At 68.1% G+C, this 12,362-nt stretch carries 13 protein-coding genes, 1 tRNA gene and 1 pseudogene; 10 read left to right on the forward strand and 5 right to left on the reverse strand.

Features of this window, described 5'->3' with window-relative positions; translation table 11 throughout:
* Positions 1 to 21: 21 nt before the first annotated feature.
* Positions 22 to 240, forward strand: a complete 219-nt coding sequence (locus ACFVV0_RS12115; RefSeq protein WP_387063042.1) for a hypothetical protein — start codon at positions 22 to 24, stop codon at positions 238 to 240.
* A gap of 43 nt (positions 241 to 283) precedes the next feature.
* Entirely contained in the window at positions 284 to 541 is a 258-nt protein-coding gene (locus ACFVV0_RS12120; protein ID WP_387063045.1) for a hypothetical protein, read from the forward strand.
* Positions 542 to 565: 24 nt separating this feature from the next.
* On the opposite strand, the gene ACFVV0_RS12125 is transcribed toward ACFVV0_RS12120, so the two are convergent.
* Positions 566 to 901 (reverse strand): type II toxin-antitoxin system PemK/MazF family toxin, encoded by a 336-nt coding sequence (locus ACFVV0_RS12125; protein WP_387063047.1) that lies wholly within the window; start codon positions 899 to 901, stop codon positions 566 to 568.
* Positions 898 to 1,197 carry a hypothetical protein gene (locus tag ACFVV0_RS12130; RefSeq protein ID WP_387063050.1) on the reverse strand — a complete coding sequence of 100 codons (300 nt, stop codon included), beginning with the start codon at positions 1,195 to 1,197 and terminating at the stop codon, positions 898 to 900. Before ACFVV0_RS12130 ends, ACFVV0_RS12125 begins: the two co-directional genes overlap by 4 nt.
* A gap of 86 nt (positions 1,198 to 1,283) precedes the next feature.
* Here ACFVV0_RS12130 and ACFVV0_RS12135 point away from each other — a divergent pair.
* Positions 1,284 to 1,511 (forward strand): annotated as a pseudogene (locus tag ACFVV0_RS12135) (hypothetical protein); the annotation flags it as partial.
* Between the two features lie 5 nt (positions 1,512 to 1,516).
* Here ACFVV0_RS12135 and ACFVV0_RS12140 read toward each other — a convergent pair.
* Positions 1,517 to 1,590: transfer RNA gene (locus ACFVV0_RS12140), tRNA-Leu, on the reverse strand.
* A gap of 81 nt (positions 1,591 to 1,671) precedes the next feature.
* Positions 1,672 to 3,159: an MFS transporter gene (locus tag ACFVV0_RS12145; protein WP_387063053.1), complete on the reverse strand. Its 1,488-nt coding sequence runs from the start codon at positions 3,157 to 3,159 to the stop codon at positions 1,672 to 1,674.
* Positions 3,160 to 3,290: 131 nt separating this feature from the next.
* On the opposite strand from ACFVV0_RS12145, the gene ACFVV0_RS12150 reads away from it, so the two are divergent.
* The 3 genes from ACFVV0_RS12150 to ACFVV0_RS12160 all read left to right on the forward strand — a co-directional run bounded on the left by ACFVV0_RS12150 (position 3,291) and on the right by ACFVV0_RS12160 (position 5,145).
* Positions 3,291 to 3,866 carry a TetR/AcrR family transcriptional regulator gene (locus ACFVV0_RS12150; protein WP_387063056.1) on the forward strand — a complete coding sequence of 192 codons (576 nt, stop codon included), beginning with the start codon at positions 3,291 to 3,293 and terminating at the stop codon, positions 3,864 to 3,866.
* A gap of 209 nt (positions 3,867 to 4,075) precedes the next feature.
* Complete coding sequence (locus tag ACFVV0_RS12155) at positions 4,076 to 4,444, forward strand: VOC family protein (RefSeq protein ID WP_387063059.1); 369 nt, start codon at positions 4,076 to 4,078, stop codon at positions 4,442 to 4,444.
* A 314-nt stretch (positions 4,445 to 4,758) separates the two neighbouring features.
* A complete protein-coding gene (locus ACFVV0_RS12160) occupies positions 4,759 to 5,145 on the forward strand; it encodes a YchJ family protein (RefSeq protein WP_387063062.1) in 387 nt (128 codons plus the stop codon).
* Between the two features lie 11 nt (positions 5,146 to 5,156).
* Here ACFVV0_RS12160 and ACFVV0_RS12165 read toward each other — a convergent pair whose 3' ends face one another.
* Entirely contained in the window at positions 5,157 to 7,109 is a 1,953-nt protein-coding gene (locus ACFVV0_RS12165; RefSeq protein ID WP_387063065.1) for a hypothetical protein, read from the reverse strand.
* A gap of 396 nt (positions 7,110 to 7,505) precedes the next feature.
* Here ACFVV0_RS12165 and ACFVV0_RS12170 point away from each other — a divergent pair, with 396 nt between their 5' ends.
* From ACFVV0_RS12170 to ACFVV0_RS12185, 4 genes are read left to right on the forward strand one after another with little or no spacing between them, the layout of a single operon-like run.
* Positions 7,506 to 8,171, forward strand: coding sequence for a TetR/AcrR family transcriptional regulator (locus tag ACFVV0_RS12170; RefSeq protein WP_387063068.1), 666 nt, complete (start codon positions 7,506 to 7,508; stop codon positions 8,169 to 8,171).
* Positions 8,168 to 9,424 (forward strand): MFS transporter, encoded by a 1,257-nt coding sequence (locus ACFVV0_RS12175; protein ID WP_387063071.1) that lies wholly within the window; start codon positions 8,168 to 8,170, stop codon positions 9,422 to 9,424. The genes ACFVV0_RS12170 and ACFVV0_RS12175 overlap by 4 nt, the downstream gene beginning before the upstream one ends.
* Positions 9,424 to 10,698: an amino acid deaminase/aldolase gene (locus ACFVV0_RS12180; RefSeq protein WP_387063074.1), complete on the forward strand. Its 1,275-nt coding sequence runs from the start codon at positions 9,424 to 9,426 to the stop codon at positions 10,696 to 10,698. The genes ACFVV0_RS12175 and ACFVV0_RS12180 overlap by 1 nt, the downstream gene beginning before the upstream one ends.
* Positions 10,695 to 12,008, forward strand: a complete 1,314-nt coding sequence (locus tag ACFVV0_RS12185) for a D-arabinono-1,4-lactone oxidase (protein WP_387063077.1) — start codon at positions 10,695 to 10,697, stop codon at positions 12,006 to 12,008. Before ACFVV0_RS12180 ends, ACFVV0_RS12185 begins: the two co-directional genes overlap by 4 nt.
* Positions 12,009 to 12,362 lie beyond the last annotated feature (354 nt).

Genomic DNA, 12,362 nt, shown 5'->3' on the forward strand with positions numbered 1-12,362 from the left:
CTAAGCATGCATTGTTACGGCATGGCAGAGACGATAGAAGACCGGCTGGACAACATTGAGGGCCAACTCATCCAGATGGAGGACTGGCGCACAACCATCCATGACCTGGGCGAAGCGATCGAGATCATTCAGCGAGTCGTGTCCGATCTCGTCGAGGGGCGCACAGACAATCCATCCGAGTATGAGGCTGACCTAGACCGACTGGACAAGCTCGCGAAGTTCGCCAAGTTCATGCCATGAACCCAAACTTGCCCAACGGAACATTCGAACGTATGTTCGAGTCATGGACCCGCACCCGATCTGTTACGACCGTGACACCTGGTTGGTGATGCGTGACGACAAGGTGCTCCCCAAAGCGATCATCCAACGGTTCACGGACCGTAAGGGCGTCGACAAGTACCTGGTGGTGCTGTGGGATCTTGACCCTGCGAAACGCCGGCTGATGGCCGTATGCGAGTCGCTCGAGAAAGCTGATCACCTGGTGCTGTACGACAACAGCGTTCGTGATGGGTACTGGCAGGGGCCACCGAACCCGCGATAGTGCGAGGCGGGATCGCCCGTAGTGTCAGGTCTTCCCGACTGCCGCCCCAAGGCCGGCGGTCACTGCTTGCATCGCTTGTGCACTGAATGCACCAAGCTTCGCGCGGACATCTTCTGGATAAAGCCACTCGATCTCATCACAGAGCACGCGTCCGAAGACGCACTCGCCCTCTGGTATCTCAACGATGGTCGGGATGCTTGGCCGATTGGGGCTCGAAGTTATGCGCACCACCAGCGCGGTCCCCAGGGCTGCATTTCGCCGATCATTGGACACGACCAGGTAGTACTTCTCCGTTGGCGTTCCTGGAAGCTTTGCTGCCCAAACTTCACCGCGGCGGAACCCCGAATCTTGCGCAGTCACTCAGGGCGCTGACGCTCGCCGCCAGCACGGCGGGCTGCCCTGTACTCCTGGAATTCGGGATCAGCAGCATAGGCGGCGTACCCGGCGGCCTCTGCTGCCTCCCGCAAACGCTCGAGGCCCGCGATGAACACGGCGTGAACCAAACTTGCTTCAGAACTAGCATCTACGTCGCCAGGAAGTGCGTCTAGCCGCTCTGGCGAATTGCGGATCAGATCCAGATCCGCAAGGTCGCGGGCAGTCAAGGGTACGGAAAGTCGCTTGCCGGTCGAGGCGGAGGCTAGAGTGTTCGTGGACATGCATCAATTATTGCATCATTCCAAGCATCATTGACACCCCAGTGTCAATCTTTCGGGGTCAATGATTGCATGCCTTGCGGTACAGAGCGGGGATCGGCCTGAAAGCCGTACAGCGGATGCTTGGACACGCCTCAGCGGCGATGACGCTAGACGTGTACGCAGACCTGTTTGACGACGATCTCGACGCCGTTGCAGTGGCCTTGGATGATGCCCGCGCGAATTCGGTTGTGGGCAAAATGTGGGCAAACGGGCAGTTGATGCGCGATGCATCACCTGCCAATCCCAGTAAAACAAAGGCCAAACGGGGCAAGTAGGCGCGTACCCCCAGTGGGACTCGAACCCACACTCGGACGATTTTAAGTCGTCTGCCTCTACCGATTGGGCTATGGGGGCCCGGCGTCCATCGTACCGACAGCAACGCCGACGCCCCCTGGGAAGCCGGTCCAGGGGGCGTCGGCGTTACCGGGGCGCGGTCTAGTGCAGCGCCACCGGAGTATCCGTGTCCGACTTGCTGTCAGCGGGGATGCGCCGGCCCCAGATGGCGAACAGCACGAGGGCCGCTGCCGGGAAGGCCGCACCGATGAGCAGTGAGGTCGAGATGCCGTGCGCCTCGCCGGACACAGCGGTCACCGCGATGAAGATCGTGGTCAGCACGGCGACACCGATCGAGCCGCCGAGCTGCTGCATGCCCTGGATGAGGCTGGATGCGGCGCTCACCTCGTTCTTCGGAGCCTGCGCCATGGCGATCGAGGTCAGCGGGGCGAAGGTGAGTCCGGCGCTGATGCCGAGCACGATCGCCGGGCCGAGGATGCCCGAGGCGAAGGTGCTCGTCGCGTTCATCTGTCCGAGCCAGATCAGGCCGATCGTCATACCGCTGAGCCCGATCACGCCGACGACCTTCTCGCCGACGCGGGGGAGCAGGAAGCGCGGTGCCAGTTCATTGGTGATGAGCATGGCCGCGACGAACGGCAGAAGCGCGAGGCCCGTGCCGAGCGGGGCGAAGCCGAGCACGTTCTGGGTGAAGAGGGCTGCGAAGTAGAAGAAGCCGAACATGCCGGCCGGCACGAGGAGCATGCCGAGCAGCGGGGTCGCGGTGCGCATCCGGGCGAAGAAGTGCAGCTGCACGACGGGGCTCGAGTGACGGCGCTCGATGAAGATCAGGCTTCCCAGGGTCAGCACGGCGACCGCGAACGACACGAACACCTGCACATCGGTCCAGCCGTGGCTCGCCGCGCGGGTGAAGCCGTAGACCAGGGCGACCATACCGATCGTGGAGACGGCAGCGCCGCCCAGGTCGAGCTTGGCGGGCAGGCGGTCGGTCTCGTGGAGGAAGAGTGCGGCGCCGAGGATGATCAGGATGCCGATCGGCACGTTCACGAACATGACCCACTCCCAGCCGAAGCTGGTGGTGAGGAAGCCGCCCAGGATGAGGCCGATCGCGCCGCCGCTGCCGGCGGCGAGCACGAAGAGCGACATGGCGCGTGCCCGGTTCGCCCCCTCGGTCGTGTTGGCGACCAGGAGCACGAGGGTGCTCGGTGCGGCGATGGCTGCCCCGATGCCCTGCAGAACACGGGCGGCGACGAGGATCTCCGGCGTGGGCGCGAAGCCGCCGATGGCCGAGGCGACGATGAATACCCCGACACCGACCATGAGGGCGAGGCGGGCTCCGACGATCGAGCCGATCTTGCCGCTGAGGAGGATGAGTCCGCCGAATGCCAGCGCATATGCGGTCACCACCCAGGAGAGGTCGGTGGGCGAGAAGTGAAGCTGCTTCTGGATGTCGGGCAGCGCGACGTTAACGATGCTGGCGTCGACGACGAGCATGAGCTGGGTGACGAAGACGACGATGAGGCCGAGGGCCGGCGTGCGCAGGCTGCGGCGGGAAGAGGTCGAGGCGGCGAACGAGGGGGCGCGTACTGAGGTCGTGCTGGCTGTGTCTGGGCTGAGTTCCGTGGTCGTCATGCTGGCGCATCCGTTTCTCGCAGGGCTATGCTGGTAATCGGAGAGACTCTCCTCTTGAGTGATCAACAATACGGAGACTGTCTCCGCTTTGTCAACGACGACGAAGTGAAATCTTGCGAAAGGAACCTCAAGTGGCCGGTGAGACCGTGACCCAGGTCAAGCCCCTGCGCGCGGATGCGCAACGCAACTACGACCGCATCGTCGAGATCGCCTGCGAGGCGTTCAGCGAGCACGGCGTGCAGACCTCGCTGGACGACATCGCCAAGCGAGCCGGCGTAGGGGCGGGAACGCTCTACCGCCATTTCCCGAACCGCGACTGCCTCCTGGCCGCCGCTCTCGTCGAGAGCCGGCAGGGTCTCGATCAGAGTGCGGAGGAGCTGCTCGCCCGCGACGACGCCGGCGAAGCACTCAACGACTGGCTGATCGAACTCGCACGCCACCTCAGCAGCTACGACGGGTTGCCCGACTCGGTCGCCGAAGCCGTCAATGACACCACCTCACCGCTCACGGCGCCCTGCAGCATGATGAAGGACGCGACCGCGAGCCTCCTGAAGCGGGCACAAGCCGCGGGCGCCGTGCGGTCGGATGTGAACGCCGACGACCTCTTCGTGTTCGCGAGCTCACTGGCGTGGGCAGCCAATAAGAGCGGTTACAGCCGCGACGATCTGCGGCGGGTGCTCAACCTGTTCATCGCGGGGCTGCGCTGACCTGACCGCCCCGCGAATCCGGGGCGCGGCGGATCACTTGTCGCGGAACGGCGACCTGATCATCTGAACGAGGGCCGACAGAGCGAGAACGCCGCCGACGACGATGAAGAACCAAATGATCCCGATGAGCAATCCAGCCATGGCACGTACGTTACACCCGCGCGAGGTCGGTGGTTGAGCCTCGGCGGCGGGAGGCGGATACTGGGCGGATGATCCGGATCGGTTCCATCGTCTGGGGTGTTCAGGACGTTCCGCGCGCCATCGCGTTCTGGACCGAGGCCATCGGCTACCGCCCTCTGTACGAACCCGACGTCGACTGGGCGATCCTGGTGCCGCGCGAGGGGCACGGCCCCCAGTTCGCGATCACCCAGGTCACCTCGACGCCCGAGGATCACCAGCGACACCATCTCGATCTCTATGCCTTCGATCAGGCCGACGAGGTCGAACGGCTGCTCGGGCTCGGCGCGAACCGGGTGACGTGGGAGTACCCCGACGATGCGGACTACGTGGTGCTCGCCGATCCCGACGGGAACCGCTTCTGCGTCGTGCAAGCGGGCGAGGTCGCCAACCACACGTGAGTCGGCGTGTCTGAGTGTGGTCGCCCATCACCGTGTAAGAACCTTCAGCCCGCCCCAAGCCGTCGCTCAAGACGGCGGCGCACAATTTATTCAGACGCCCGATCTGGTGTGGTGTCCACCTGACCCGGCAGCGGCCCCTGAGATCCCCCCGAAGGAGGCCGCGCCGGGTCTTTCCTTCCGGCGGGCGTCGGTCGGGCCACACCGCCACGGCGGCAGCGGTCTCGGGACGACCGCCCGCCGGGCGGCGATGGCCGGCGGTCCTCTCGCGTCGCCGTGTCCGGCCGCGGTTGCCTCGGGACGGGTACGCTCGACGGATGAGTTCAGCCGCGCATCCGGTTCGCTGCCCCTGCTCCAGCGGTGAGACCTACGACGTGTGCTGCGGCCCGCTGCATCGGGGCGACGTCGCCGCTCCGACCGCCGAAAGGCTGATGCGGTCCCGGTTCTCGGCGTTCGCTCTCGGCGACGAGCCGTACCTGCTCCGCAGCTGGCACCCGTCGACTCGGCCGGATGAGCTCGAGCTGGACCCCCGGATGCGCTGGTACCGCCTCGACATCGTCCGCACCGAGCGAGGCGGGCCGTTCGATCGTGACGGCATCGTGCACTTCCGCGCCTACTACAAGGGTGATGAGGCGGGTGTGCAGGAGGAGGTCTCGCGTTTCGTGCGCGAGGGCGGGAGCTGGTTCTACGTCGATACGGTTTGAGGTCTCGCCGGCTACTGGCGCGCGGGCTCGACGAAGCGCTCCCAGAGCCAGATGCAGACGCTGAGCGCGGCGAATCCGACGGCGGCGAGGATGAGCACGACCGTGCCCTGACCGGTCTCGACGAGGGATGCGACCGGCAGCAGCAGCGCGAAGAGCAGGGTGTACACGATCAGGCTCAGGCCGACCCATGCGAGACGCGACCACTGGAACACGGCGCGCCCGGCGAGTCCCCCGACGGGGAGGAGTGAGACAGCGGCCGAGCCCAGGCCGAGCAGGGAGATCGCGTTGGCGAGTTCGACCGCGAACGCCGAGACGACCCCTGTCGGTTTGGGCAGAATGCCGACAGCCAGCCAGGCGAGCACGCCGAGAGCGGCGATCGCGGCGACCTGGACCGCCGCCACCCGTCCGCGGGCGACCCGCCCGGCGCCCTCGACCAGCACCACGCCCAGCAACAGGCCGAACAGCAGCGCCGGCTGAAGCCCGAGCAGACGTGAGCCGACGGCGGCGGAGCCGATGACGACGAGGTACCACGGGCGCAGCACGAACCGGGCCGATCGACCCGCCAGGTGCGGCGCGGCCCAGCGGGCGATTCCAGCCCACGCTGCGTTCACCGCGAGCAGCCCCAGTGCGATCGCGAGGATGACTCGCACGTACGCGGCGGCGTCGTCGACCGGACTCGACAGCGTGACGAGCCCCGCCGCCGCCGCGAAGGCCGCACCGATCGACCACCGGTTGAGGGATGCGGTGCTCACGGCGGCGGCATCGGTCGCTGCGCTGCTCACCGTGCCCGTGGCGGTACCTGGTGCCGACGTGCCCCGCGTAGGGAGGCGCGCCTCCGCGTCCCGGATCTCGGCGGTGCTGCGGTTGCGCCCGAAGATCCCCGCCTGGCCGCGACGGCCGCGCCCGTCGGCGCCGTTGCGCCCGATCGTGGCGGCGAGCAGGCGGGCCGGAAGGGCCAGTAGAAGGAGCGCGGCGACCGCGAGTACGAGGGAGCGCAGCCATCCCGGGAAGGCCTCGGCGGTGACGACGGGCGCGGACGCCGTGGTGAATGGAGTCCCCATCCAGTCCGGCATCCCGGGAAGCCGCGGCCCGCTGCTCGGACCGGACGAGTTCGGGGGAGTCGTGCCGGGCGGAAGCGGAACGGCAGGGCTGGGCGTCGCCGTCGGGCTCTTCGACGGAGACGACGGTGCGGGCTTCGCGTCCGGCAGCGGACGAGGTGCCGTGAACTGGATGGACACTGCGTTGCCGGCAGCACTCACGTTGCCCGCCGCATCCTCTTGCAGGGCGTTGACGAGATAGCTGCCCGGCGGCATCGAGCCCACGCAGCTCCAGGATGCGCCCTGAACCGTCGCGGTGCAGACCATCGAGCTCCCGCTGTCGTTGCTGGCGTACACCGTGACGGTCGCGCCCGTCTCTCCCGCGCCGCCGATGGTGAGCGGATCGCCGGAGGGGATGCTCGTCGCACCCGGTGTCGTGATCGTCGGCGCCGACGGGGGATTCGTGTCCACCGTCACGGGCACGGCAGGACCCGACAGTGAGTCCTCGGCCGGGAACGGTGACGGTGCGCGTTGCGTCGCGGTCACGGTGAACCGACCCGATGCTGCAGGGGCGAGCACGCATCCCCACGACCCGGTGGAATCGGCGGGGAACGAGCATCCGGAGCCGTTGCTGGCGCGGACGGTCACCGTGGCGCCGGGGTATGCAGTGCCCCGGATGCCGCCGCCGGTCACGAGACCGCCAGCCGGAGACGAGATGCTCGGCGGCGAGAGTACGGCGATCGTGCGGGTCGGCGCGCTGGCGCCGGTGTCGAGGGAGACGGCTCGGACCACGATCGCTGGGCCGTCGGGGAGGCCGCGGAGTGAGCACTCCCACGTTCCATCGCGCGCGACGGTCGCCCGGCAGCTGTTGCTGCCGGACGCGCCGGAGATCTCGAGGTGGTCACCGGGTTCGCTCGTTCCGGTCACCGGGAGGGGGAAGTGTGCGAGGCGATCGCCCAGGTCATCGATCGTCGGGACGGCCGGGGTCGGGGTGGCCGAGGGTGTTTCGGACGGCGCCGCGGTACGGGCCGTCGGCGACGGGGGCAGCGGAGTGTCCGCTCGTGCGGGGGAGGCGCCCGCCGAGACGAGCGCGAGACTGATGAGGGTGACCGCCAGTGCGCAGAGAAGCAGTCCGGTCGACCCCCTCGACCGGACTGGTGGCGAAACATCTGACGCAAAACGGAGCATTCCACCCCATTCCAGGGGGAGCCGGCGGCGGGTGTCAAACCACCGGGCCGGATTTACGGCATACTGTGATCTGGGTCAACCGTCCCACTTGTGCGCGCGACGTTGCGCGGACAGAGCCGTCCGAGCAGGAGCCCGATGCCCCGCATCCCCGCCGTCGAACGCCGCGCCGCCCTGGTGCATGCAGCCGTGCGCGTCGTCGCCCGGGATGGAGTCGCGGCGGCCACCACGCGGGCGATCGTCGCCGAAGCCGGGATGTCGCTGGCGAGCTTCCACTACGCGTTCACCTCCCGCGACGAACTGATGGTCGAACTGATCAACGCCGTGGTCGACGGAGAGGAGTCGGCCTTCGCGCCCGTGCTCCAGCCCGTCGACGGCGGCGCGACCATGCGCGAGACCGTCCGCGTCGGGCTCCAGCACTACTTCGACGTGGTGCGCGCGGACCCCGACCGCGAGAAGGCGATGTTCGAGCTCACCCAGTGGGCGCTTCGCGAGCCGGGCTTCGAACCGCTCGCCCGCCGCCAGTACGACCGCTACTTCGCTGTCGCGGAGAACGCGCTCGTGGCCGCCGCCGAGATCACCGGCAACGACTGGAGCCGCCCGACCGCCGAGATCGCACGGATGCTCGTGACGCTCACCGACGGCCTCACCATCGCGTGGCTGGTCACCCGCGACGACGCGGCCGCCGCCGCGACCATGGACTTCGCCGCCGACGCGGTGGCGGATCTCGCAACACCCGCACGTGCACCACTCGCCCCCATCCCGAACCCGGATGCCCCCATCCCGAACGCGAGGACACGATGACCCAGACCATCACCCCGGCGGTATACGCCGAGCCGACCCGCCGCGTCACCTCGCGATGGATAGCGTTCTTCGCGATCGCCTGGCTCGGAATCTGGATGGCGCAGCTCGCGCCCATCCAGAAACTGCTGCCCGACCAGATCCAGGCCGAGCTGAACACGACCTACTGGGTCGACAATGTCATCGCGTTCGGCATCATCTCGGGGATCTCGGGCGTGTGCGCGATCGTCGCGTACCCGCTCACCGGGGCGCTCTCCGACCGCACGACCAGCCGGTTCGGGCGTCGGCGTCCGTGGATCGCCGTCGGGGCGGTCGTCTTCGCGGTGTCGCTCATCCTGCTCGGCGCGCAGACCACGATCGTGGGGATCGGGGTGTTCTGGTCGCTCGCCCTCACCGGATTCTGCATCCTCACCGCCGCGCTGACGGCGACGATCAGCGACCAGGTGCCGGTCGACCAGCGCGGTTACGTCTCCGGATGGCTGAGCGCTCCTCAGGCGATCGGCATCGTCCTCGGCGTCGTGCTCGTCACGTACGTCTTCGTCGGGGCGCTCTTCGGCTACGCGGCGATGGCGGTGCTGCTGCTGGTGCTCGTCACCCCCTTCCTCTTCCTTCCGGATGCGGTGCTCCCGAAGGAGCTCAGGCAGCGGATGACGTTCGGTGCGATCGTCGAGAGCCTGTGGATCAGCCCGCGCCAGCATCCCGACTTCGGGTGGACGCTGCTGAGCCGCATCCTCGTCAACTTCGGTAACGCGTTCGGAACCACACTGCTGCTGTACTTCCTGAAGTTCGGTCTGCACGACAAGAACGCCGACGACGACCTGCTCGTGCTCATCCTCATCTACACGGTGTTCGTGATCCTCGCCTCCCTGCTGGTCGGCTACTGGTCCGACCGGATCGGCCGGCGAAAGGCCTTCGTCTTCGTCTCCTCGGCCATCCAGGGCGTTGCCGCGCTCCTGCTCGCCTTCGTTCCCGACCTCACCGTCGCGATGGTCGCCGCCGCCCTCCTCGGCCTCGGCTACGGATGCTTCCTGTCCGTCGACCAGGCGCTCGCCACCCAGGTGCTCCCCGATCCCGAGAACCGGGGCAAGGATCTCGGCATCATGAACATCGCCACCGCCGTGCCGCAGGCGCTCGCGCCGCTCATCGGCGCCGGTCTCGTGGCCATGCTCGGCGGCTTCGTGGGCCTCTTCGTCATGTCCGGTGTCTTCGCGTTCGCGGGTGCTCTCGCGGTCGCCCGAGTGAAAGCAGTGCGCTAGTGCCCATCGACCTGTCCACCAAGCCGGCCCCGGCCGAACGTACCTGGACCGCGCCCGACACCTTCTGGCCGGCACTCTCCGCCGCGACCGCCCGACTCGATCCTGCCCTCGCGGTGCTGCACCTGCCGGCGCTGCGCCACAACACGCACGACATGCTGCGCCGGGCAGCAGGCAAGCCCATCAGGGTCGCCTCCAAGTCGGTGCGGGTGCGCAGTGTGCTCGATGCAGTGCTCGCGGTACCGGGATACCACGGCGTGCTGGCGTACACCCTGCCCGAGGCGCTGTGGCTCGCGGTGGGCGATGACGAGCATCCGGCGATCGAGGATGTGGTGGTCGGCTACCCGACCGCCGACCGGTCGGCGATCTACCGGCTCGCGACGTCGCCCGAGCTGGCGTCGCGTGTGACGCTGATGGTGGACTCGCTCGCGCAGCTCGACTTCATCGACGCCGTGATCGCACCGGGCGACCGGGAGACGATCCGGCTCTGCCTCGAACTCGACTCGTCGTGGCAGAGCCCGGTACTCGGGCACATCGGCGTGTGGCGGTCCCCGGTCTACAGTCCGGAAGCCGCGCGGACGCTCGCGGCGGCCATCGTCAAGCGTCCTGGATTCTCGCTGGTCGGCATGATGGGGTACGAGGCGCAGATCGCCGGCCAGGGGGACAGGCCGCACGGACGACCTGCGTGGGGTGCGACCCTGCGCTGGATGCAGAAGAGCTCGAAGGCCGAGCTGATCGAGCGGCGCTCCCGGGCCGTCGCAGGCGTGCGCGAGTTGGCCGACCTTGAGTTCGTCAATGGCGGGGGAACGGGCTCGCTCGAGTTCACCGCCTCCGACGAGTCGGTGACCGAGATCGCGGCGGGCAGCGGGTTGTTCGGCGGCCACCTCTTCGACACCTACCGGTCGTTCCGGCCCGCCCCGGCGGCATCGTTCGCGCTCTCCGTGGTGCGGCGCCCCGGCCCCGACACCGCGACGCTGCTGGGTGGCGGCTGGATCGCATCCGGGCCCCCGGGTGAAGACCGGCTGCCGCAGGTCTCCTGGCCGACCGGGCTCAAGATGGTCGAACGCGAGATGGCCGGCGAGGTGCAGACACCGCTCACCGGTGTGGCGGCCGGGATCCTGCGCGTCGGCGATCGGGTCTGGCTCCGGCACACCAAGTCCGGCGAGCTGAGCGAGCACGTCAACGAGTTCCACCTGGTCGACACGGTCGAGGGGAGGGCGCCCGCGATCGTCGGGGCGACGCCCACCTACCGCGGCGAGGGGAAAGCCTTCCTGTGACGGCGACGGGAGCCGTGTGGCGCAACTGGGCGCGCACGGAGAAGATCAGGCCCGCGCGGGTGGAGCGGCCGGCGGACGCCTCGGCGGTCGAGCGTGCCGTCACGGCTGCCGCGCGGCAGGGGATACGCGTCAAGGCGATCGGCGCCGGTCACAGCTTCACAGGCATCGCGGCCGCCCCGGGCGTGCAGCTCGATCTCTCGAATCTCAGCGGTGTGCTCGCCGTCGACGAGGAACGCGGCCGGGTCACCCTGGCGGCCGGAACGCGCCTGCACGAGCTGCCGCGTCTGCTGGGGCCGTACGGTCTCGCGCTCGAGAACATGGGAGACATCGACCGGCAGACCATCGCCGGCGCAACGTCGACCGGCACTCATGGAACGGGTGGGGGATTCGGCGGGCTCGCCACGCAGATCGTGGCGCTCACCCTCGTCACCGGTGCCGGCGAGACGATGACCATCAGCGAGAGCTCCAATGCGGAGCTGCTGCCCGCCGCACGGGTGGGACTGGGTGCTCTCGGCGTGATCGTCGACGTCACCCTCCAGTGCGTTCCCGCGTACCTGCTCCACGCGGTGGAGCGGCCGGAGCCCCTTGCGGAGACGCTCGAGACCTACCTCGAACGGTCGGCGCGCGAAGACCACTTCGAGTTCTACTGGTTTCCGCACACCGAGACCGCCCTCACCAAGACCAATACCCGGCTGCCGCCCACCGCGCCGTGGCAACCGCTGCCGAGATTCGGGCGCTGGATCGACGACGAGCTCCTGGCCAACGGCCTGTACCGGGGGGTCTGCGCCGTGGGAACGGTAGCGCCTGGCGTCATCCCTCCATTCAGCCGACTCGCTCAGCGACTCACGGGCAATCGGGACTTCACGGATGCGTCCCCGAGCGTCTTCGTCACGAACCGCACGGTGCGCTTCCGCGAGATGGAGTACGCCCTCCCGCGCGAGGCGGTGCCGGGCGCGCTCGCCGAGGTGAAGGCTCTGATCGAAGCGCGAGGCTGGCGGATCTCCTTCCCCGTCGAAGTCCGCTCCGCCGCAGCCGACGGCAATTGGCTGTCGACGGCGTACGGCCGGGAGACGGGGTACATCGCGGTGCACCGGTACTACCGGGAGGACCCGCATCCGTACTTCCGCGAGGTCGAGCGCATCATGATGGCTCACGACGGACGGCCCCACTGGGGGAAGATGCACTACCGCGACGCCGACTCGCTGCGGGAGGCGTATCCGCATTTCGACGACTTCCTCGCAGTTCGCGCCCGCCTTGACCCGGAGCGGCTCTTCGCGAACCAGTATCTCGCCCGTGTGCTGGGGGCGTGAGGACTGCCCCCAAAGCGGGTGGCGGGGGTCCGCAGGGTTCCGATGAGGACTCCTCGGATTTCCGCGCGATTCCGCGGATTTCCGCAGTTTTCGTCGCCTCGGACCGGTGCTCGTGTGACTGAAGTGACTAGCGTGAATCTTGACAGGTTCTCATTTCGCTGGAACACTCCCTGCTAGTCCCACCCCTGTTCCACCCTCGTGCTGACCCCGTCGGGAAATGGGGTCGTCCGTAGCCGAGCTCTGACGGCATCCGTCCGACCACGGATGCCGCCAGCGAAACGATCGCGGCGTCGACCGCCCCCAGTGTCGGGCACTCGGGGGCGTCGGCGCTGCGTCGTCGCCCCTCGTTCCGTG

The organism is Leifsonia sp. NPDC058230 (genome assembly GCF_042882245.1).
Classification (GTDB): domain Bacteria; phylum Actinomycetota; class Actinomycetes; order Actinomycetales; family Microbacteriaceae; genus Leifsonia.

Excerpts from the sequence above, each read along its gene's own strand:
- ACFVV0_RS12115 (WP_387063042.1), top strand. The coding sequence starts at position 22 with ATGGCAGAGACGATAGAAGACCGGCTGGACAACATTGAGGGCCAACTC.
- ACFVV0_RS12120 (WP_387063045.1), top strand. The coding sequence starts at position 284 with ATGGACCCGCACCCGATCTGTTACGACCGTGACACCTGGTTGGTGATG.
- ACFVV0_RS12130 (WP_387063050.1), bottom strand. The coding sequence starts at position 1,197 with ATGTCCACGAACACTCTAGCCTCCGCCTCGACCGGCAAGCGACTTTCC.
- ACFVV0_RS12145 (WP_387063053.1), bottom strand. The coding sequence starts at position 3,159 with ATGACGACCACGGAACTCAGCCCAGACACAGCCAGCACGACCTCAGTA.
- ACFVV0_RS12155 (WP_387063059.1), top strand. The coding sequence starts at position 4,076 with ATGATCCGGATCGGTTCCATCGTCTGGGGTGTTCAGGACGTTCCGCGC.
- ACFVV0_RS12160 (WP_387063062.1), top strand. The coding sequence starts at position 4,759 with ATGAGTTCAGCCGCGCATCCGGTTCGCTGCCCCTGCTCCAGCGGTGAG.
- ACFVV0_RS12170 (WP_387063068.1), top strand. The coding sequence starts at position 7,506 with ATGCCCCGCATCCCCGCCGTCGAACGCCGCGCCGCCCTGGTGCATGCA.
- ACFVV0_RS12175 (WP_387063071.1), top strand. The coding sequence starts at position 8,168 with ATGACCCAGACCATCACCCCGGCGGTATACGCCGAGCCGACCCGCCGC.